This window comes from Bacillus sp. 41-22 (genome assembly GCF_025809295.1).
GTDB lineage: Bacteria > Bacillota > Bacilli > Bacillales > Bacillaceae_G > Bacillus_A > Bacillus_A mycoides.
In genome coordinates this window covers 3,373,720-3,395,109 of record NZ_CP084035.1, presented here as the reverse complement: position 1 = coordinate 3,395,109, position 21,390 = coordinate 3,373,720, and the positions used below count along the sequence as shown (strand labels likewise).

Here is a 21,390-nt window from a genome sequence, read left to right as displayed (position 1 = left end):
AAAACGGAGGGAACTATATGGAGAATACCTCTCCTTCAAGAGAAAAGAAAAATAAACGAAAATATAAAAAGACAACGATCATAAGTGTATTGTTAGGAGTATTACTATTTGGCGGAGTGGGGTATGGTGCTTATGTATATATGAAAACTTCTAATCTCGTACAAAAATCTAATTTGAACTTATCGCGTGGTGAAAAATCAAATTTACGTGAGAAAGCTGTAAAGCCAATTACACACAACGTTTCAATGTTAATTATGGGGATTGATGAAAATCAAGAACGGCAAAAGGGCTATAATGGTGCATTTCATACGGATGCATTATTGTTAGCTACGTTTAATAAAGAAGATAAGACAGTGAAATTAACCAGTATACCAAGAGATACTTATACATATGTTCCAATCGAAAAGAAAAAAGATAAAATAACACACGCATATGGAAGTGGTTTCGTTAAAAACGGAAAGGATGGAGGGCCACAAGCTTCTGTTGAGGCAGTGGAAAAGTTGCTGCAAGTACCGGTAGATTATTTTGTGAAATTTAATTTTGGGTCATTTATTAAAATTGTCGATGGGCTCGATGGTGTTGAGGTAGATGTCCCGGTTGAATTTACTGAACAAAATAGTAAAGATGAACCTGATACGATTCACTTGAAAAAAGGGGTTCAAAAATTAACGGGAGAAGAAGCACTTGCTTTGGCGAGAACTCGTCATATTGATAGTGATGCAATGAGGGGACAGCGCCAACAACTTGTTATTGAGGCGATTTTAAGTAAATTAAAAAGTGTAGGGTCTATTACAAAACTGGAGAAAATGGTTGAGGCCGTCGATGGCGATTTTAAAACAAATTTAGCATTGGATGATATTTTATCTTTTTATAAATATGGTTTAGATTGTTCAGTTGAGAAGATTCAACTGAACGGTGATGATTTATATTTACCAAATGGCCCAAATGGGAAGAGTGTATATTATTATAATCCTAATAAAAAAGACTTGCAAAATTTGAGTAATACACTCAGAACACATCTTGGATTAAGTGAGAAGCAAATTGAGGGAAATTAAAGCGGATGTTATATCTGCTTTTTTTGTTTTTGTAGGAAAGAGATCTCTAGAATATACATTATTTATTAACGACAATCTACAGTCTATTTATTGGAAAGTATCATTAACACTATTAAATTAGTGTATATGTAACGATAATAAATGATGTTAAAAAACTATATGGAATTTTTATGAATATTACTGTAAGAAAATAATTTTTTAACAATTTTCAATAATAACACTTTACAAATTTTAAAAAATTAGTAGAATAAGAAGTAGTAAGAATCGTCTGATAAATATATAAAGAAAAACAGAATTATCAGAAAATTCTTAAATAGCTATCGTTTAGAATTAGGGAGGGTACAAAAATGAAAAAGAAAAAAATGAAAAAACTAACAGCAGTTGTAGTACCGGTTTTAGCAATGAGCATGGCATTAACAGCATGTTCTACATCAGGCGGAGATAAAAAGACAAGCACAAACTCAAGTGGAGATAGTAAGTCAGGGGAAAAATTAGCGGCAAAACAAGTTTTAAATCGAACAGTAACACAAGAGATTCCAACGATGGATTCTTCTAAATCAACAGATACAGTATCTTCACAAATGCTAGGGAATACGATGGAAGGGTTATATCGTCTTGATAAAGATAATAAGCCGATTCCAGCTGCGGCAGAATCTAGTACGAAAAGTGAAGATGGTAAAAAATATACATTTAAACTACGTAAAGATGCAAAATGGTCAAATGGTGATCCAGTAACTGCGAAAGATTTCGTATATGCTTGGCAACGTCTATTAGATCCAAAAACAGCTGCTGAGTATGCATTTATCGCATTCCCAATTAAAAATGCAGAAGTGGTTAATAAAGGAGAAAAACCTGTTGCTGAATTAGGAGTGAAAGCGGTAGATGATCTTACGCTTGAAGTTGAATTAGAGCAAGCAGTACCGTACTTCTTAAACTTAGTAGCATTCCCATCGTACTACCCATTAAATGAAAAATACGTAAAAGAAAAAGGGGAGAAGTTCGGCTTAGAGTCTGATACAACAGTTTATAACGGACCGTTCGTTCTTAAAGATTGGAAGCATGAACAAGGATGGAAATTAAAGAAAAATGATCAATATTGGGATAAAAAGACTGTAAAACTTGAAGAAGTTAACTTCAGTGTTGTAAAAGAGGCAGCAACGCTAATTAACTTATATGATAGCGGTCAAGTTGACTTTGCTTTATTAAATGGAGAGTTCGTAGATAAATACAGAAATAAGAAAGATGAATTCGGAACATTCTCACAAGTGAGCACGTACTTCATTCGTATGAACCAAAAACGTGATGGACAAGATACACCATTAAAGAGCAAAAAATTGCGTGAAGCAATTGCACTATCAGTTGATAAAAAGAATTTAGCAAACGTAATTTTAAATGATGGATCAAAAGAAGCTGACTTCTTAGTTCCAAAAGGATTAGCGACTGGACCGGACGGTAAAGACTTCCAAGAAACGTTTAAAAATGGTTTGAAACCAGATGCTAAAAAAGCTGCTGCATCATGGGAAGAAGCGAAAAAAGAGCTTGGTAAAGATCAAGTTACAATTGAATTCTTAAACTACGATACTGGTAATGCGAAAAAAGTTGGAGAATATATTAAGGACCAAATTGAGAAAAACTTAAAAGGTGTAACAGTTAACATTAAACTTCAACCATTTAAGCAAAAACTAAAATTAGAATCTGAGCAACAATATGATATTTCATACGGTGGTTGGAATCCAGATTATGCAGATCCAATGACATTCTTAGATATGTTTGAGTCTAAGCATTCTCATAACCAAATGAGCTTCTCAGATCCTAAATATGATGAAATGGTGAAGAAAGCTGGTACTGAATTAATGAGCGATGCGAAGAAACGTTGGGAAGAGTTAGGAAAAGCTGAAAAAACATTACTTGAAGAAGATGTAGCGATTGTACCTTTATATCAACGTGGGGATTCTTATGTTTTACAACCAAATGTAAAAGGTGTAGTAAAACATAATATCAGTCCAGAATTTAGCTTTAAGTGGGCATACGTGACTGAAAAATAATAGAGTTAAAAAAGCATTTCAAAGTAGCTTAGCTACTTTGAAATGCTTTTTTTAGCTCAGTTAAATAGAGAAGAATAAGGCGTATAGTATGTACATATAGTAGATGGGGGATAAATCATACTAATTTATGAAGATAAAAATCAGAATATTTAAAATAAAACTATTTACAAATACGAAAAATAGAGTAGAATAATATTAGTTATAATTTTCAGAAAATTAATGGTTAGCAAGGGGTCTCTCAAGGGTTGGTAATGTACATATAATTAGGGAGGGTACAAAAATGAAGAGAAAAAAGATGAAAAAGTTAACAGCGGTTGTAGTACCAGTTTTAGCAATGAGTGTTGCATTGACAGCGTGCTCTGGATCAGGTGGGGAGAAGAAAACGACTACTACATCTAATAGTGGGGAAGAAAAAAAAGCTGATATTAAATATGCAGCGAAGCAAGTATTAAATCGTACGGAAAATCAAGAAATTCCGACGATGGACACTTCTAAATCTACTGATACGTTAGGGGCACAAATTTTAGGGAACACAATGGAAGGATTATATCGTCTTGATAAAGATAATAAGCCTATTCCGGCTGCTGCAGAATCAAGTACGAAAAGCGAAGATGGTAAAAAATATACGTTTAAACTGCGTAAAGATGCGAAATGGTCAAATGGAGATCCTGTAACAGCGAAAGATTTCGTATACGGATGGCAGCGCTTACTTGATAAAAACACAGCTGCAGAATATGCGTTTATTGCTTATTATATAAAAAATGCCGAGGCAATTAATAAAGGAGAAAAACCTGGAACTGAATTAGGAGCGAAGGCGGTAGATGATTATACACTAGAAGTAGAATTAGAAAAACCGGTACCGTACTTCTTAAATTTATTAGCATTCCCGTCATATTATCCTTTAAATGAAAAGTTCGTAAAAGAAAAAGGAGAGAAATTCGGTTTAGAAGCAGATACAACATTGTATAACGGGCCATTTGTAATGGCATCGTGGAAACATGAACAAGGTTGGCAGCTGAAGAAAAATGATAAGTATTGGGATAATAAGACTGTGAAATTAGAAGAAATTAATTACAGCGTTGTAAAAGAAGTGGCTACAAAAGTAAATTTATATGATACAGGATCGATTGACTTTACATTATTATCAGGAGAATTTGTAGATAAATATAAATCGAACAAAGATGAATATGGTGAGTATTCAGAAGCAAGTACGTTCTTCTTACGTTTAAATCAAAAGCGTAACGGACAAGATACACCGTTAAAGAGCAAAAAACTTCGTGAAGCAATCGCATTATCAATTGATAAAAAAGGTTTAGCAAACGTTATATTAAATAATGGATCAAAAGCAACGGATCAATTGGTTCCAAAAGGGCTTGCGATAGGGCCGGATGGTAAAGATTATCAAGATACATTTAAAAATGGTCTGAAATATGATGTGAAAAAAGGCGCAGCAGCTTGGGAAGAAGCGAAAAAAGAACTTGGAAAAGATCAAGTTACAATCGAATTACTAAGCTATGATGATGGAACTGCGAAAAAGATTGCTGATTACTTTAAAGATCAAATTGAGAAAAATTTAAAAGGTGTAACAGTTACCACGAAAATTCAGCCATTCAAACAAAAATTAAAATTAGAGTCAGCGCAAGATTATGAAGTTTCGTTTGCAGGTTGGAGCCCAGATTATTCGGATCCAATGACATTTATTGATATGTTTGAATCGAAGAGCCCGTATAACCAAATGGGTTATTCAAACCCGAAATACGATGAAATGGTACAAAAAGCAGGTAATGAATTACTGTCTGATCCGAAGAAGCGTTGGGAAACGTTAGGAAAAGCAGAAAAATTATTCCTTGAAGAAGATGCAGGATTAGTTCCTTTATATCAAACAGGAAGATCATATGTAATGAAGCCAAATGTAAAAGGAATTGTGAAACACAACATTAGTCCAGAATATAGCTTTAAGTGGGCGTATGTAACTGAGGATGGCGGAAAGAAATAATATGAAAGCATTTCAAAAGTGGTTAATATGCTTTTGAAATGCTTTTTTTGTATGAATATGAGAATAAGACACATGGGAATTTTGAGGTCACCTTTAAAATTCTACTGTAGGAATAGTAGAAGGGATTCAATAAAATAGCTAGTGATATCATTTTTATAAGAAAAATATAGAACTTAGCAATAGCGAAGAATAAGAGGAGATATGTTTACATATAGTAGACGGGGGATAATTCATATAGTAGTTAAAACAACAAGTTACTATCATAAAAAAATAAATATTTAGAAAGTTTACAAAACTACTTTACAAAACTCGAAAAAACAGTAGAATATTAATTAATAAGAATTTTCTGATAACGAAAGTTAATAGAGAATCTCTAAATGTTAATATCGTACATATAATTGGGGAGGGTACAAAAAAATGAAGAGAAAAAAGATGACAAAATTAACAGCGGTTGTAGCACCAGTTCTAGTAATGAGTATGGCATTAACAGCTTGCTCTGGATCAGGGGAAAAAGATAAGGCAAGCACAACACCAAAAAGCGGTGAAAAAGAAGGCGGAAAATTAGCAGCGAAGCAAGTGTTGAATTTAACAGAGAGCCAAGAGATTCCATCTATGGATTCTGCTAAAGCGACAGACCAAGTATCGTTTCTTGCTTTAAACAACGTAATGGAAGGTTTATATCGACTGGATAAAGATAATAAAGCAACACCAGGGGTTGCTGAATCATATAAAAAGAGTGATGATGGTAAAAAATATACATTTACATTAAATAAAAATGCAAAATGGTCAAATGGAGAGCCTGTAACAGCGAAAGATTTCGTATTCTCTTGGAAACGTGCGGTAGATAAAAATACAGCAGCGGAATATGCATACATTATGTTTGATGTGAAAAATGCAAAAGCAATTAATGAAGGAAAAGCAGAGCTTGATACGCTAGGCGTAAAAGCTGTAGATGACTACACATTAGAAGTAGAATTAGAAAATCCAGTTCCTTACTTTGTTGAATTAACTTCATTCGGAACATTCTATCCGTTAAATGAAAAATTCGTAAAAGAAAAAGGGGAAAAGTATGGTTTGGAATCAGATACAACGTTATACAACGGACCATTTACATTAACAGACTGGAAACATGAAGAAGGTTGGAAATTAAAGAAAAATGCACAGTACTGGGATAATAAAACAGTTAAGTTAGAAGAAATCAACTTTAACGTAGTAAAAGATAGCGGTACACGTGTAAACTTATATGAAAGTGGACAAATTGATCGTTCAGGACTTACATCTGAATTTGTTGACAAATATAAATCAAATCCTGATTTCTTTACACAAAAAACACCGTCAACTTACTTCTTACGTTTAAACCAAAAACGTGGTGGGCAAGATACAGTGTTAAAGAGTAAAGATTTACGTTTAGCGATTGCAAAGGCGTATGATAAAAAAGGTTTAGCGAATGTTATTTTAAATGACGGGTCTACACCGGCAGATTACTTAGTACCAAAAGAATTTGCAAAGAGTCCAGATGGAAAAGACTTCCGTAAAGAAAATGGAGATATTTTAAAAACAGATTTGAAAAAGGCCAAAGAGCATTGGGAAAAAGCGAAAAAAGAGCTTGGAAAAGATCAAGTAACAGTAGAATTATTAAATTATGATGGTGATGGTGCGAAAAAAGTAGGAGAATTCTTAAAAGGAGAACTTGAGAAGAATTTACCAGGATTAACAGTGAATTTGAAAAATCAGCCGTTTAAACAAAAATTAAAATTAGAATCAGATCTAGATTATGATTTATCTTACGCTGGTTGGGGGCCTGACTACTTAGATCCAATGACATTCATTGATATGTTCGTTACAAACGGACCTCATAACCAAACTGGATATTCAAATCCGAAATATGATGAAATTGTAGAAAAAGGTAAAGGCGAGCTATTAACGAAAACGAAAGAGCGTTGGGATAGCTTACTGAAAGCTGAGAAAATGTTACTTGAAGATGCAGCAATTGCACCATTATATCAACGTGGTGATGCTATCGTTCAAAGAGCAAAAGTAAAAGGTATTGTTCACCACCCAGTTGGTGGAGATTATAGCTACAAATGGGCATATATCGGTGAGGAAAAATAAGCTGAGAGGGCGCGTGATGCGCCCTTTTTTCTATGCACTTTTCTTTCTTCCTTGAATATATAAAATAAAAAAGGGAGAATCCCATGGAACGAAATACTTACATCGATTTCTTAGCTTATTACGGAATAGGAAGTGCTCATCCTGGTGGTTTTACGTTAACAAAACAATTGCTAGCACAACTGCCTCTAAAACAAGGAGCGGATGTCCTTGAGATAGGTTGTGGTACGGGGAAAACAGCGGCTTACATGACAAAAGAATTCGGTTATAAAGTAACAGCGATTGAAAAGAATGAAATTATGATTCAAAAAGCGAAAGATAGATGGTTGTTTGAAAGATTGAATATACAATTGATCCAAGGTGATGCAGAGCGATTACCTTGTTTAAATGATTCATTTGAGTTTGTGCTTGGGGAATCGATACTCGCTTTTACAGATAAAGAAAGGGTTATCTCAGAGTGCTATCGTGTATTACAGAAGGATGGTAAGCTTGTTGTCATTGAAATGATTATTAATACACATATTGAGAAGAGTGAGGAAGAAAAAATTGCCCAATTATATGGCATGAAAGAATTATTAACTGAGAATGAGTGGATTCATTTATTTCAAGCAGCAAATTTTAAAAGAATTACAATTGCGGGTGGCGGAACTATTGCAGAAACAGTTGCAGGACATGTGGAAGAGCCAGAGTGGAATGTATCACCGTTTATTCCGGAAGAATTGTATGAGGCGTGGGTGCAACACGAACAAGTACTGCTTATGTATCAACATATTTTAGGGCATCGGATTTTTATATGTGAAAAATAGAAAAAGAGTTGGCTAAAGATAGTCAACTCTTTACTATGTTAGATGAAAAATAATGCAGCCAAAGTAATTCCAAAAATAAAGCCAAATCCGAGTTCAAGGCCCCAGCCACCGCCGCCCCAGCCACCGCCGCCACAACCACCGCAACCACGACCGCCGCATCCACAGCCACTAAATCCACCATCGAATCCACCACCGCATCCAAATCCACAGTTATCACATCTGCTAATACCACCGCAAATATCACATCCGCCGTTTGAATATGCGTTATAGTACCCGAATCCTGTATCAAAAGATGAGCGCTGTTGCATTGGTTCAATCCAAACAGAATCGTTTGTTACATCTATTATTTTGCCTAAGTGAATGCGACCATCCCGATCTTCAATTCGAACAACTTTACCGAAATAACGTTGGCATGTATCATAACATCTTTTTCTATGCATGTTCTTTCCTCCTTCCGTATTACCGTAATACGATATGTAAGCAGGACAAGTGCGGCTTGTACGAATGACCTATCTATCATAATTGTTATACGAAAGGGGAAATATACGAACAGGATACATAACGAGGAGGAAGAGAAATGAAATCTACAGACCAATTTCAGACATACGAAATTCCTTGGGAGGAATTAATAGAAGCACTGCGAGGTGAAATGAAGAAACAAGTAGGGGCGGATATTATTGATACGGTCGTATGTAATTTGAAAGATGGTTTTGAAGTGTATACATATGTGCAGGGTGATTTGGATTTCGAGTATACAGAAGCTCTTGAACGAAAATATGGAAGTGACGGGAAAATCCCTAATTTGTTAACAGTTATGCTGGTAGCTAGCATTTATAATACGGGTGAAGAGAATATACGTTTACATGCAGATAATAAAGATAATCCAATTGTTGAGGTATATGTGAAGCAATGAAACGCGCTGTGAAAGGCGTGTTTTTTATTTATATGATAAAATGTTAGAAAATTAAGAAAGAAGGTGAGTGAATTGAAAATTAATCATCTTAATTTAACAGTTATAGATGTAACAGCTGCTAGAGAGTTTTTAGAAAAATATTTTAGTTTAACTTGTAGTGGAACAAGGGGGAATGCCTTTGCGGTTTTGCGGGATAATGATGGGTTTATATTAACTTTAATGAAAGGGAAAGAAGTTCATTATCCGAAAACATTTCATGTAGGATTTCCACAAGAAAATGAAGAACAAGTTAATAAAATTAATCAAAGATTGAAGGAAGACGGATTTTCAGTCGAACCGCCTAAACATGCACATGCGTATACGTTTTATGTCGAAGCACCTGGAGGATATACAATTGAAGTGATGTGCTAATTAAAAATCAAACTTTTTGTTAAGAGTTTTTAATTTTAAAAGTAGGAAAAGTCTGTTTTAAGGGTGGAGCTTAAACAGGCTTTTTTACTTATATAATTGGATAGAAAATGCTAGAAGGAATATTACCAAGTTATATATCTATTTACATAATAAAGTTATGGCTCGTTCGTTGTCCTAAAATACAAGTCATATATCTTGTTTCCTCTCATAAATTTAAACATAGGAATTTGTCTACAAAGGTGGCGAAGCCTCATCATGAAAATTCGAATTTGTGCCACGTTCATGCTGTTTCTATTTATATGTTTACCTTTTTCAGTTTTTGCAAAAGGAGAGGAGGCAAAGGAAAGGGTCGTTTCACTTGTATATGATGATTCGGGCAGCATGAGAAATAACGATCGCTGGAAGTATGCCAATTACGCCTTGCAAAGTTTAGTTGCGCTATTAGATGAGAAAGATAAATTTTCTTACGTTCCAATGAGTAAGCCGGATGCTCCATTAAACATTTCATTAACAAAGGATCAAAGGCAAACAGAAATTGAGGGGATTGGGGCGTGGAAAACATATTTAAATACTCCATTTAGCGCAGTAGAAACGGCGATGCAATCTATAAAAAAGGAAGCAGATATAGATGGGAAACGTGAATTTTGGCTTATTGTATTAACTGACGGGGCATTTAATGATTTGGAGAAAGATAAGATTGGCGGAAAAGAACAAATTACACAGAAGTTAGCGCAGTTTAAGAAAGAAATGGATTCGAAAAAGATCTCTTTACATCCAGTCTTAATCACGATGGAAGAGGATTTAGGGCAGCAAGAGAAGCTGCAGTTAAATACGTTTAAAGAGATTTGGAAAAAAGAAATGAATGGAGTTGTCATGCCGTCTAGCGGTGAGGATGGTATTGTACAAAGTGTGAATCAAGTGGCAGCATTAGTTGCAAATCGTGATCCATTTTCTTCTGTTGAGTCGATTGTCAAAACGAAAATAGTAGGGAAAAAAGTAGAGATTACAACACCGTTTCCATTAAAGCGTATGACGCTTGTACGACAATCACCTTCTTTGTCTAATTATAAAGTTATGCAACTTTCCAAACCGTTACAATTGCAGTCTTCTTTTTCTATACATGCACCAGGAGAAGCTAAATTATTCGGAAATATAGTGCATGTAAGTACAGCGAACCAGGAAGTGATTAAGCCAGGGACATATACGATAGAAGTGGATCAGGACATTGAGAAAGAGGGATTACAAGTACTTGTTGAACCAGCGCTTAATTATACTGTTTCTACGTACGACAAAGATGATAAAGATAGAAAAAATGTTGAGAAAATGTATGAAGGTGTGACAGCTGTTATTGAAGCGAAACCTACTGAATTACCAATTCAAACTTCTTATTTCGAAGCAGAAGTAGAAATAGATGGAAAGCAGTATCCGATGAAGTGGGATGATAAAAGACATGTGTTTTATTACGAGACACAGGTTGGTAAAGCGTTAGTACGCGGGAAAGTCCATATGAATATAAAGGGATTTTATAGACAGACGAAAGAATTCAAGATTGAACCAGCTGAAAAACCAAAATTAACACTTCAAGCTGTTACGAAAGATTATGAAGAAAAGGTAACAAATTTAGAAAATAGTAAACCATTTATTTTACAGCCCCAGTTAAATGGTAAACCGATGACAGAAGAGGCTGTAAAGAAACTATTAAAATCTACTGGTGTCACATCGAATCAATCGATCAACTATGAATTAAAACAGCATGGTAGTCAAGTTTATGTTTATCCTCGACCTTATTACTCCGACACATTCAATTTTACAGATACCGGCACCGTAGAGGCTACCATCACGGTCAATGATTCAACATTACAAGAAGTAAAGGAAAAGATCGTACTGCACATTGAAAATGCGCCGTTTTTTGAGAAGTATGCGCTCATTTTTAAATTTGTAATTCCTATCACTTTATTACTTTTAATAGTAGGAATTATTATTTTAGGATGGATTGTTCGTCCGAGATTTCATAGGAAAGCATTACTATATTACGAATGGGATCAAGAAGTAGCGAAAGATTGGCTTTATCAATCTGAACCAGAGTTACTTAAAAATAAATGGTGGAAGCACTATTTTGGCATTCCATTCCGAGCAGAAAGAAAGACTGTGCAATCTGTAACATTAATAGCGAAAAAAGGATCGAAATCTATATTTGTAGCGAAAGAATCGCAAGTGGTTGGGATGATTATTGATGGGATGTTTATAACAGAGGAAGAGGTAGGAATGGAGCATAAGACGTTGTATCCAAATGAACTTTTAGTAATTGATAGAGGATATGGTAAGGAGATTTACCGGTACGAATGTGAATAGTAGATAGGGTGTAAGAGGGGCGGAGGAGGCCCGGCTCTCTTTATTCTTCTTTTCAAACAAGCAAGAATAGGAAGGTGGTTCACATGACATTACAAGTTCCAACAATTTTAATTGGCTTAGGTGGAATCGGTAGTACTGTCACACATCAAATATATGAAAGATTACCTGAGGAGCGTCGTAAAAAGGTAGCGATGCATGTATTTGATACAGATGTGAATACATTGAGTAAATTTGATCATATTCGGAAGTTTAAGACGCAAACGAGCTCGAGTAAAACACCGAGAGAGTATATTGCGGGAGATCCAACGATTCCAGAGTGGTTTCCGATGGATCCGACTATACTTGATAAACCGTTAACAGAAGGGGCTGGACAGTTACGCGTCATTTCACGGTTAGCGTTACGTGCTGCGATGAAAGAAGATAAACTCACATCGTTTTGGCAAGAAATCGAGAAGATTTTTCCAGTTACAAGTGATCAGACCGAATATGGTGTACGTGTCATTATTGTAACATCACTAGCCGGCGGAACAGGCTCAGGGATGTTTTTACAAATCGCATTATATTTGCGTGAGATGCTCCGGAAGAAATTGCAGCATCATAACATTTTAATTCGCGGTGCGTTTTTAATGCCAGATGTTTTAGTTAAGACGAGAACGGTTAGTGCGAAAGAGTTTGAAACTGTGCAAGCGAATGGTTATGCATCGTTAAAAGAGTTGCACGCTATTACGCTTGGATCGACTGGTGAATTATCAAAACGAGGCGGCGTAACGATTGAATTAGAATATCGTCCTGATCAAGTGGATGAGGACGGAAGAACAAACCATACGATAAAGCAGCATCATTTACCGTACAATTATTGTTTCTTATATGATTATGAAAATTTACATGGGCACCATTTGCACAATTTATCGGATTATATGGAGCAAATGGCAAATACGATTTATTTACAGTTATTTAGTCCAATGTCTGCAAATCATTTTGCACAAGAAGATAATCAAATTCAGCAATTGGCAGAATCGAGTGGGAAAGGGAGATATTGTGGAGCAGGAACGGCAAAACTTATTTATCCGTATGAGCACGTTTTGAAATACTGTGCTTTAAAATGGGCGGTGCAAGGTTTAGATGAATCTTGGCTTCATTTAGATCAACTGTTTCAAGAAAAAAAGCAAAGATACGACCAAGATGTCAAACGTGGTATGCAGCGTGAAAAGCCAGAGCGCGGGAAAAGTTATTTAGAAGACTTAGAGCATCTTGCTACTCGGCCAGAACAAGCTCATATTTTTTATAGACAAATGTACCATGAAACACGTGAAGGGGCAGAGGGTGGTAAGCTCGGTGTTGCAAAATCAAAATTGTTTTTAGATGCTGTAGAGAGTTACGTACACCGTACAGTGCAAAAAGATGAGGAATTAAACCGCCTGCAGCATGAGTGCAAAATATCGGCTGCGAAGCTTAAAATGATGGAACAAATGAAGGGGGAAGTAGCGAGAGTTGATCATGCGGTTCGTTTATATGCTTATGCCATTCCGAGCCGTGTACATGAGCATGTTACTACCCTTTTATATGACATGATCGAATCAGACCGCTTTACACCGAGTGGCTCAGAAGGACAGTCTTACCAATTAAATACATGGTTTTTAAAGAAAACGGATCCAGTTCATCCAGTTGCAGCACGTTTTATGCTGTATGAAATTCGTAAGCAGTTAGTAGAGAAGATGAATCGACTACATGAAAATAATGAACAAAAGCGTAATTTAATTCAAAACTACGATAAGAAATTTAATGTGAGTAATATTGATGGAACTGTAACGGCTGTTCGCCGCGTTGAAATTGCGCAGCAACAAGGCTGGTTTGGAAAAATGATTAATAATCAGCAGCGTTTGTTTAAAAAAGAATTTGAAGATATTGTAACGCAGTACGTACACAAATTAAGTGAGTATCGTAAAGAAATGTTGTTAGAACTCGTGTATCAATCGCTATACCAAGCAGTTGATAAAATGATTCAATATTGGGAAAGATTCTTTGATAATTTATACGAAACACGTGAAAATTTATTGTTTGAAATCCAAAAGCGAAGCAAGGAATTTGAGGGGAGAACGAACCCGACGAATGTATACGTATTAGCTGAAGAGAAATTGCAAGAAAAGATTTGGCAAGATATGCAGCAACATTTAAATTTAGGTGTATTACCGAAAGATATATCGTCCGAAATTTATATGAGCTTGTACGGGGAATATTGTCGTGATGCGAAAGCCGAAGAAATTCAGTCGAAAAAGGTGGAAGACTTCTATCGTGAACATATATTGAGTTATTGTTATGACGAACTTCAAGTGCGCTATCGTGACAAATTAGAGCTTAATATCGTTGAAGCATTGCGAAAAGAAGCAGATTTCAAGAAGCGTGATCGTGATGAATACGTTCGTGAAAAAATTGAAGATCTTTTCCATTTAGCAAGTCCGTTCGTTCCGAAAGTTTCTCATCATAGAGAATTACAATATTGGGGCGTACATCCATCTTTAAAACAAGAATTGCAAGAAGAGTTATTGCAAGAAATGTTTAAAGAAAAAGATACGGTAAACGAGGCGTTTTCACCATTTGAAGTGATTTGTTATCGTGCTCATTACGGATTATCGCTACAAGATTTTCCTAAGCTTTCATCTGGACATATTGCGAATGGTTTTATGAACGATAAAGGTGATTATTTTCAATCGTATTATCGCCGCGTGAACAAATTAAATAGTAAAAAATCTAGTTTGACGCCGCATTTAGATAAATATTGGCACTTACCAGCCTTTATGCCAGACTTGAATGCAACGCAAACGAAGTTAGATTACGACAAATGTAATCGTGCTCTTCTATACGCGTATATGTATCGCTGGATTAGCTTAGTTGCTGTTGATGGACAATTCGTGTATCAATATAATGGTGTTGGCCGTAGCTTTTTAATTCAGTCGATGGGGAAAAATATTTCAAGTGAAAGTTATAAGTTGCACAGAGCATTGCTTCATAATCCGTTTATTTATGAAAACATCTTGTCACGATTTGAAGAAGAACAAGAAAAGGCAATGATACAAGGTGGACATTTATATACACATGCATTTGTATTAGGCGCTCAAGATATAAGATGGCTCCGTAAAGAGCATGTTCATAATATTTTAGATATGATTTTAATGTATGACCGTGAGGCAAAATATGACCCGACGTTAGAAGAAACATCTGACGATTTGTTAAGGCTATTCCTTGATGAAATTGAGCTGTATTTCCAAAACTATTACGGAACAGGTGCAGATATGGTTGCGAAGAAAGAGAAAGAGATGTTTATGAAACAATTGTGGGATCGTTCGTATGCGAAAGGGTATGTGGATCCAAATAGTGCGCCTTATAAAAAATGGCAAAATATATTACATGTTCCCGATGAAGAAGAAGTGCCAAAAACGAATGTATAATGAGTGAAAAGGGAATCCTTAAGAATGACAATACAACTTTAGAAATGAGGGATTCCGATGCCATTTTTAGGAAGTGTATATCAAATATTTGGATTATATCCAGAAATTTATTATGGAATGATTTCAGCAGAGCTGCAAGAAGAAGCTCAAAAGGAACATATCAATAATAATAGTACAGAAATTGAAGCGGAAGAATAAAGCGCAGATGAACATCTGCGCTTTTTTTATTGTCTTAAGTGAAAATACTGTTTGTAATTTGCAGGAAAGTTAATTGCTCTAATAAGATGAATAGTTATTTCTATATAACAAATCGACTGATTTTATCATGTTTGCATACGGGGATTACATTGAGTTAAATGTATAAAAATGAATTTTGGAATAATGAAAATTGTATTAAAATGGGAATCATCAGTGTTCGTGAGTGGTATCGTATATTTTGGAATGCTATTTTATTTATAATTATTCAATTCGGGTGAATTAATTATATTGTTGACAATATAATTAATCCTGTGATAAATTCAATCAATCTTCTAAAAACAAGCCTGTTAACAAGCTTGTTTTTAGAAGATTGATTTTTCTGATTTTAAATTATGTAATTTGTGGAGTCTATATAGGGAGTGAAAGTAAAGCATGAATATTATTAATGTGTAATAGCAACAGTAATAAAGATTGTAATGAGTAAGGGATAATTTTGAAAAAGAGGTTTCTACGAATGAGTTTATTTATAAAGAAAGCAATGAATGAAGAAAAGAAAAAAGTGTTAAAGCAAACTTTAGGAGCAATTGATTTAACGCTTTTAGGAATTGGAGCAATTATTGGTACAGGTATTTTCGTATTAACAGGTATTGTAGCGGCGAAACATGCTGGTCCAGCAATTGTATTATCTTTTATGTTAGCTGCAATTGTATGTGCTTGTGTAGCCTTTTGTTATGCTGAATTTGCATCTACAGTCCCGGTCTCAGGAAGTGTGTATTCGTATACGTATATGACATTAGGTGAGATTTTTGCTTTTATAGTTGGCTGGTGTGTCATGTTAGAGTACTTATTAGCTACTTCTGCGGTGGCGGCGGGATGGTCAGCCTATTTTCAGTCATTGCTACTAGGGTTTAATATTCATATTCCGGCAATCATTGCTTCTGCACCAGGGATGGGGAATGGCGGGATTATCGACTTGCCAGCGGTTATTATTATTTTAATTGTTACATTTTTACTAAGTCGTGGTGTGAAAGAAAGTGCACGTATAAATAATATAATGGTTATTATTAAACTGGCTGTTATTTTAGTATTTATTATTGTAGGAGCAAACTATGTAAAGCCAGAGAATTGGCAGCCGTTTCTTCCTTTTGGATACCATGGTGTTATTGGAGGAGCTGCTACTGTATTTTTTGCCTTTTTAGGTTTCGATGCAGTTGCAACAGCAGCAGAGGAAGTGAAACGCCCACAACGTAACGTTCCAATTGGATTACTTGTCTCTTTATGCATTTGTACAATTCTTTATGTTGGTGTTTCATTCGTGTTAACTGGAATGGTTCCATTTACGGATCTGAATGTAGCTGATCCAGTTGCATATGCACTGCGTATTGTAGGAGAGGATAGAATTGCTGGTCTATTATCAGTTGGAGCGATAGCTGGTTTAACAACAGTTCTGTTAGTTGCTATGTTCGCATTTGTTCGAGTATCATACTCGATGAGCCGAGATGGATTGTTACCAAAAAGATTTTCGAGTGTTCATAAACGTTATCAAACACCATTTTTTAATACATGGATTACGGGTATTCTTGCGGCTGTATTAGCAGGTTTATTGGACTTGAATTTGTTGGCAAATTTAGTGAATGTGGGAACGATAACAGCTTTCATATTTGTATCTATAGCTGTAATTGTATTAAGGAAGACACATCCTAATTTGAAAAGACCGTTCCGTGCTCCGTTAGTTCCATTCTTACCTATACTTGCGATAGTAAGTTGTTTATATTTAGCATTAAATCTTTCTAAAACCACTTTAATCAGTTTTGCAATTTGGGTTATTGTAGGTATTTTTATTTATTTTATATACGCGAAAAAACATAGTAAGATTAGAAATAGAGTATAAGGTATTACAATTATGGCTGTAGGCTAAAGTTTTTTTACCTATAGCCATTTTTATTTGTGCGCACCTTATTTTCGTGTTAACATAAAGCGAATTTTTTAAGGGAGAGAATAAGATGAAATGGATATACTTTATTATTATTAACGTTATAGCATTTAGTATGATGGGGCTTGATAAGCGAAAAGCAAAGAAAAAGCAGTGGAGAACGCCAGAAAGTACGTTGTTTTTATCAGTTGCAGCTGGAGGAGCGGTTGGAGCTTGGATTGGTATGTATATGTTTCATCATAAGACGCATAAAAGTAAATTTGTCTTCGGTATTCCAGTGCTCGTTAGTATAACAGTAGGAGTGTTTTTATACATATAAAGGATTTGCAAGAGGAATGCCGAAAGAAATGCAGATTGAATATTGGTAAAGTAAGTATGTGAGACTTTATAATGAAGAAAAAAAGAGAAGAGGAGAAAAAGGAAGATGGGGAGTCAAACAGCAGAGCAAAAGCAGGGGATTATATATGCAGCAGGTGCGTATACGATGTGGGGAGTCCTTCCGATTTATTGGAAATGGGTGGAGGAAGTACCGGCAGATGAAATATTAGCGCATCGCATCGTTTGGGCATTTGTTTTTATGTTGTTAGTTTTAGGAGTAACGAAGAGGTTTCGTCAGTTTGGTGGGGAGTTAGTGGCCCTTTTTAAACGACCTAAATTATTAATGTCATTAACAATTGCTTCGGTACTTATTAGTGGAAACTGGTTTGTATACATATGGGCCGTAAATCATAACCATGTAATCGAAGCAAGTCTTGGGTATTATATTAATCCACTTATAAGTATTTTACTTGGTACAGTTGTTTTAAAAGAGAAGCTTAATTTTTGGCAATATGTTGCGGTTGGTTTAGCTGGATTGGGCGTTGTTATTTTAACGATACGTTTCGGATCAATTCCATGGGTTTCTCTTTCACTTGCTTTTTCATTTGGATTATATGGATTAACAAAAAAATTATTAAATTATGATGCAACAATTGGGCTTACGATGGAAACGATGTTAGTGACGCCATTTGCACTTATATATTTGTTTATGACAGGAGTTCATGGCTTTGGTTCGTTCGGTTCTATTTCGGCAATATCAACGTTTCTTTTAATAGGGGCAGGTATTGTTACAGCGTTACCACTCTTTTATTTTGCTAAAGGAGCACAACTTATTCCGCTCTATATGATAGGATTTTTACAATACATCGCGCCGACTATTAGTTTAATTTTAGGTGTGTTCGTTTTTGGTGAACATTTCACATCTACTCATATGATTGCGTTTTTCTGTATATGGATTGCTTTATTTGTCTTTTCAATGGCGAAAACAAAGTTTCTACTACAGAAGCAACCAAAATTTATTAAAAATAAATCAGCAAAAGTATCATAATGCGTAGTATTTTCTACGCATTTTTCTTTATACTTATATTATATAGAAATTCCATTATAGTCAGTGAGGAGCTGAAAAACATGGAAACAATTTTACATAATGATCCACTTATAGCAGCTATAATTTCTTGGTTTTTAGCACAGTTAACGAAAGTCGTTTTTAAATTAATAAAAACAGGCGAGTTTGATTTTGCTAAGTTCTTTGCTTCAGGTGGAATGCCAAGTTCGCATGCTTCGACTGTTACTGCACTTGCTACAGGTGTCGGAGTGGTGGAAGGTGTGGAGAGTCCAATATTTGCGGTTGCCGCTATTTTTGCCATTATTGTTATGTACGATGCTTCAGGAGTAAGGCTTGCGGTAAGTAAGCAAGCGAAAATATTGAATGATTTTTTTCATGGTAGACAAACAGAATATAAAAAGTTAAATGAGCTCGTTGGACATACACCGTATCAAGTTGTTGTTGGTGCACTATTAGGAATTGTTGTCGGGGTTGGGTATTGTTTGTAAGCAGAATGTGTGTAATGCACGTTCTGCTTTTCTTTGTTTTCATACATATTTAGATGAGTTTTCGAATATCGTATACGGACTTAGAAAGGGTGGGTGAGCGGTGTGCTACTATATGACAAAGTGCATGAGGAGATAGAGCGGAGAACGACTGCACTTCAAACGATGCAAAGGCAAGACGGAACGTGGCAATTTTGTTTTGAAGGAGCTTTGCTAACGGATTGTCACATGATTTTTTTACTCAAATTATTAGGGCGAAATGACGAAATAGAACCGTTTGTGAAAAGGTTAGTATCTCTTCAAACAAATGAAGGGACTTGGAAATTATACGAAGATGAAAAGGGAGGGAATTTATCCGCGACGATTCAAGCATATGCTGCTTTACTTGCTTCGGAAAGATATTCGAAAGAAGCTATGAATATGAGGCGAGCTGAAATGTTTATTAAGGAACACGGGGGAGTTTCTCGTGCTCATTTTATGACGAAATTTTTATTAGCGATTCATGGAGAATATGAATTTCCTGCGCTTTTTCACTTTCCAACGCCAATCTTATTTTTACAAGATGACTCCCCCCTCAGTATATTTGGGCTAAGCAGCTCAGCGCGTATACATTTAATTCCGATGATGATTTGTATGAATAAGAGATTCCGTGTAGAGAAAAAGTTATTGCCAAATTTAAATCATATTGCAGGCGGGGGTGGGCAATGGTTTCGAGAGGAGCGGTCTCCGCTGTTTCAATCGTTTTTAGGTGATGTGAAAAAGGTAATATCTTATCCATTATCGTTACATCATAAAGGATACGAAGAAGTAGAGCGCTTTATGAAGGAGCGTATAGATGAAAATGGAACATTATATAGTTACGCCAGTGCTACGTTTTATATGATTTATGCTTTGCTTGCATTAGGACACTCTATTCAGTCTCCAATTATTGAGAAAGCTGTGACAGGATTAAAATCTTATATATGGAAGATGGACAGAGGAAGTCATTTGCAAAATTCTCCTTCTACCGTATGGGATACCGCTTTACTTAGCTATTCATTGCAAGAAGCTAAAGTTACAAATGAAAATAAGATGATTCAAAGGGCGACGGAGTATTTATTGCAAAAACAACAAACTAAAAAGGTAGATTGGAGCGTACATGCATCATCACTTGTAGCTGGCGGTTGGGGATTTTCAGATGTTAATACGACGATCCCTGATATAGACGATACTACAGCTGCCCTTAGAGCGTTAGCGCGAAGTAGAGGGAATGATAGAGTAGATGATGCGTGGGGAAGAGGCGTGGAATGGGTGAAAGGATTGCAAAACAATGATGGAGGCTGGGGAGCTTTTGAACGAGGGGTAACGAGCAAGTTACTATCGAATTTGCCGATTGAAAATGCGAGTGATATGATAACCGATCCGTCCACACCAGATATTACAGGTAGGGTGTTAGAATTATTCGGAACGTATGCACCGAATGAGTTGCTTGAAGAGCAAAAAAAGAAAGCTATCAAATGGTTAATGGATGTACAGGAACAGAATGGATCATGGTATGGAAAATGGGGGATATGTTATATATATGGGACATGGGCAACGATGACAGGCTTACGTGCATTAGGAGTGCCTTCTACTCATCCAGCGTTGAAAAAAGCCGCTTCATGGCTCGAACATTTGCAGCATGAAGACGGAGGGTGGGGAGAATCCTGTCAAAGTAGTGTAGAGAAAAAATTTATTTCTTTACCTTTTAGTACGCCGTCACAAACAGCGTGGGCACTTGATGCACTCATTTCTTACTACGATCAAGAAACACCGATTATTCGAAAAGGAATTTCATATTTGCTCGCGCAGTCTACTATGAATGAAAAATATCCTACTGGTACAGGGTTACCGGGGGGCTTTTATATTCGCTATCATAGTTATGGACATATATATCCGTTACTTGCTTTAGCGCACTACGTAAAGAAATATAGAAAATAAACCGAGAGATACTCTCGGTTTATTTTGATGGGTAGTAGGTCCCTGTTGAAAAGAATAAGGAACGTTGTAGTTCCTTATTTTTCTGTTGATTGGCGTTTTTGACGTGCATCAGCGGCATTTGCACGTGCGTTTGCTTCTAAGTCATTGTGGTCAGCGAGTTCGCGAGCGAACTCAACATCAATGCCATCGGCAGCTTTGTTTCGATCTACATTCTTTTTTTTCATTCGAAACAATCTCCTTGTGTTTTATGCGGCGTTGCAAAGTTAGTTTGACACAAATAGACTTTTTTATACAAAGA

General features: G+C 35.8%; 17 protein-coding genes. 15 read left to right on the top strand and 2 right to left on the bottom strand.

Translation table 11 applies throughout. The annotated features are described in order from the left end of the window. The first annotated feature begins 17 nt into the window (after positions 1 to 17). The 5 genes from LCF45_RS17280 (at position 18) to LCF45_RS17260 (ending at position 8,011) form a co-directional block, all read left to right on the top strand. Positions 18 to 1,055: an LCP family protein gene (locus tag LCF45_RS17280; protein ID WP_078203406.1), complete on the top strand. Its 1,038-nt coding sequence runs from the start codon at positions 18 to 20 to the stop codon at positions 1,053 to 1,055. Positions 1,056 to 1,402: 347 nt separating this feature from the next. After that, positions 1,403 to 3,100 carry a peptide ABC transporter substrate-binding protein gene (locus LCF45_RS17275; protein WP_263893009.1) on the top strand — a complete coding sequence of 566 codons (1,698 nt, stop codon included), beginning with the start codon at positions 1,403 to 1,405 and terminating at the stop codon, positions 3,098 to 3,100. A gap of 280 nt (positions 3,101 to 3,380) precedes the next feature. Beyond that, a complete protein-coding gene (locus LCF45_RS17270) occupies positions 3,381 to 5,096 on the top strand; it encodes a peptide ABC transporter substrate-binding protein (RefSeq protein WP_002167845.1) in 1,716 nt (571 codons plus the stop codon). A gap of 417 nt (positions 5,097 to 5,513) precedes the next feature. Continuing rightward, a complete protein-coding gene (locus LCF45_RS17265; protein ID WP_078203404.1) occupies positions 5,514 to 7,208 on the top strand; it encodes a peptide ABC transporter substrate-binding protein in 1,695 nt (564 codons plus the stop codon). Positions 7,209 to 7,291: 83 nt separating this feature from the next. After that, positions 7,292 to 8,011: a class I SAM-dependent methyltransferase gene (locus tag LCF45_RS17260; protein WP_002167847.1), complete on the top strand. Its 720-nt coding sequence runs from the start codon at positions 7,292 to 7,294 to the stop codon at positions 8,009 to 8,011. 38 nt (positions 8,012 to 8,049) lie between these two features. Here LCF45_RS17260 and LCF45_RS17255 read toward each other — a convergent pair whose 3' ends face one another. Further along, positions 8,050 to 8,451: a hypothetical protein gene (locus LCF45_RS17255; protein WP_197236427.1), complete on the bottom strand. Its 402-nt coding sequence runs from the start codon at positions 8,449 to 8,451 to the stop codon at positions 8,050 to 8,052. Positions 8,452 to 8,588: 137 nt separating this feature from the next. Between LCF45_RS17255 and LCF45_RS17250 the strand changes: the two genes are divergently transcribed. The 10 genes from LCF45_RS17250 (at position 8,589) to LCF45_RS17205 (ending at position 21,092) form a co-directional block, all read left to right on the top strand. After that, positions 8,589 to 8,924 carry a hypothetical protein gene (locus tag LCF45_RS17250; protein WP_002128473.1) on the top strand — a complete coding sequence of 112 codons (336 nt, stop codon included), beginning with the start codon at positions 8,589 to 8,591 and terminating at the stop codon, positions 8,922 to 8,924. A 72-nt stretch (positions 8,925 to 8,996) separates the two neighbouring features. Beyond that, positions 8,997 to 9,335, top strand: coding sequence for a VOC family protein (locus LCF45_RS17245; protein WP_002087749.1), 339 nt, complete (start codon positions 8,997 to 8,999; stop codon positions 9,333 to 9,335). 255 nt (positions 9,336 to 9,590) lie between these two features. Next, positions 9,591 to 11,687, top strand: coding sequence for a vWA domain-containing protein (locus LCF45_RS17240; protein ID WP_263893008.1), 2,097 nt, complete (start codon positions 9,591 to 9,593; stop codon positions 11,685 to 11,687). 83 nt (positions 11,688 to 11,770) lie between these two features. Then, positions 11,771 to 15,133, top strand: a complete 3,363-nt coding sequence (locus tag LCF45_RS17235; protein ID WP_263893007.1) for a tubulin-like doman-containing protein — start codon at positions 11,771 to 11,773, stop codon at positions 15,131 to 15,133. Positions 15,134 to 15,190: 57 nt separating this feature from the next. Beyond that, positions 15,191 to 15,331: a hypothetical protein gene (locus LCF45_RS17230; protein ID WP_002167849.1), complete on the top strand. Its 141-nt coding sequence runs from the start codon at positions 15,191 to 15,193 to the stop codon at positions 15,329 to 15,331. Between the two features lie 514 nt (positions 15,332 to 15,845). Next, positions 15,846 to 17,222, top strand: coding sequence for a branched-chain amino acid transporter BcaP (locus tag LCF45_RS17225; protein WP_002128470.1), 1,377 nt, complete (start codon positions 15,846 to 15,848; stop codon positions 17,220 to 17,222). 112 nt (positions 17,223 to 17,334) lie between these two features. Next, the gene (locus tag LCF45_RS17220) at positions 17,335 to 17,583 is read left to right on the top strand and encodes a DUF1294 domain-containing protein (RefSeq protein ID WP_263893006.1); all 249 of its coding nucleotides are present in this window, start codon (positions 17,335 to 17,337) and stop codon (positions 17,581 to 17,583) included. Positions 17,584 to 17,688: 105 nt separating this feature from the next. Continuing rightward, positions 17,689 to 18,630, top strand: coding sequence for an EamA family transporter RarD (gene rarD / locus LCF45_RS17215; protein ID WP_002014350.1), 942 nt, complete (start codon positions 17,689 to 17,691; stop codon positions 18,628 to 18,630). Between the two features lie 80 nt (positions 18,631 to 18,710). Beyond that, on the top strand, positions 18,711 to 19,136 hold the full coding sequence (locus LCF45_RS17210; protein ID WP_000447809.1) for a divergent PAP2 family protein: 426 nt from the start codon (positions 18,711 to 18,713) through the stop codon (positions 19,134 to 19,136). Between the two features lie 102 nt (positions 19,137 to 19,238). Continuing rightward, complete coding sequence (locus tag LCF45_RS17205) at positions 19,239 to 21,092, top strand: terpene cyclase/mutase family protein (protein ID WP_002185204.1); 1,854 nt, start codon at positions 19,239 to 19,241, stop codon at positions 21,090 to 21,092. A gap of 74 nt (positions 21,093 to 21,166) precedes the next feature. On the opposite strand, the gene LCF45_RS17200 is transcribed toward LCF45_RS17205, so the two are convergent. After that, positions 21,167 to 21,316 (bottom strand): YfhD family protein, encoded by a 150-nt coding sequence (locus tag LCF45_RS17200; RefSeq protein WP_002128468.1) that lies wholly within the window; start codon positions 21,314 to 21,316, stop codon positions 21,167 to 21,169. Positions 21,317 to 21,390 lie beyond the last annotated feature (74 nt).

Bases quoted from the DNA above. Each gene is read 5' to 3' on its own strand.
- LCF45_RS17280 (WP_078203406.1), top strand. From the start codon at position 18: ATGGAGAATACCTCTCCTTCAAGAGAAAAGAAAAATAAACGAAAATAT.
- LCF45_RS17275 (WP_263893009.1), top strand. From the start codon at position 1,403: ATGAAAAAGAAAAAAATGAAAAAACTAACAGCAGTTGTAGTACCGGTT.
- LCF45_RS17270 (WP_002167845.1), top strand. From the start codon at position 3,381: ATGAAGAGAAAAAAGATGAAAAAGTTAACAGCGGTTGTAGTACCAGTT.
- LCF45_RS17265 (WP_078203404.1), top strand. From the start codon at position 5,514: ATGAAGAGAAAAAAGATGACAAAATTAACAGCGGTTGTAGCACCAGTT.
- LCF45_RS17260 (WP_002167847.1), top strand. From the start codon at position 7,292: ATGGAACGAAATACTTACATCGATTTCTTAGCTTATTACGGAATAGGA.
- LCF45_RS17255 (WP_197236427.1), bottom strand. From the start codon at position 8,451: ATGCATAGAAAAAGATGTTATGATACATGCCAACGTTATTTCGGTAAA.
- LCF45_RS17250 (WP_002128473.1), top strand. From the start codon at position 8,589: ATGAAATCTACAGACCAATTTCAGACATACGAAATTCCTTGGGAGGAA.
- LCF45_RS17240 (WP_263893008.1), top strand. From the start codon at position 9,591: ATGAAAATTCGAATTTGTGCCACGTTCATGCTGTTTCTATTTATATGT.
- LCF45_RS17235 (WP_263893007.1), top strand. From the start codon at position 11,771: ATGACATTACAAGTTCCAACAATTTTAATTGGCTTAGGTGGAATCGGT.
- LCF45_RS17230 (WP_002167849.1), top strand. From the start codon at position 15,191: ATGCCATTTTTAGGAAGTGTATATCAAATATTTGGATTATATCCAGAA.
- LCF45_RS17225 (WP_002128470.1), top strand. From the start codon at position 15,846: ATGAGTTTATTTATAAAGAAAGCAATGAATGAAGAAAAGAAAAAAGTG.
- LCF45_RS17220 (WP_263893006.1), top strand. From the start codon at position 17,335: ATGAAATGGATATACTTTATTATTATTAACGTTATAGCATTTAGTATG.
- rarD (WP_002014350.1), top strand. From the start codon at position 17,689: ATGGGGAGTCAAACAGCAGAGCAAAAGCAGGGGATTATATATGCAGCA.
- LCF45_RS17210 (WP_000447809.1), top strand. From the start codon at position 18,711: ATGGAAACAATTTTACATAATGATCCACTTATAGCAGCTATAATTTCT.
- LCF45_RS17200 (WP_002128468.1), bottom strand. From the start codon at position 21,316: ATGAAAAAAAAGAATGTAGATCGAAACAAAGCTGCCGATGGCATTGAT.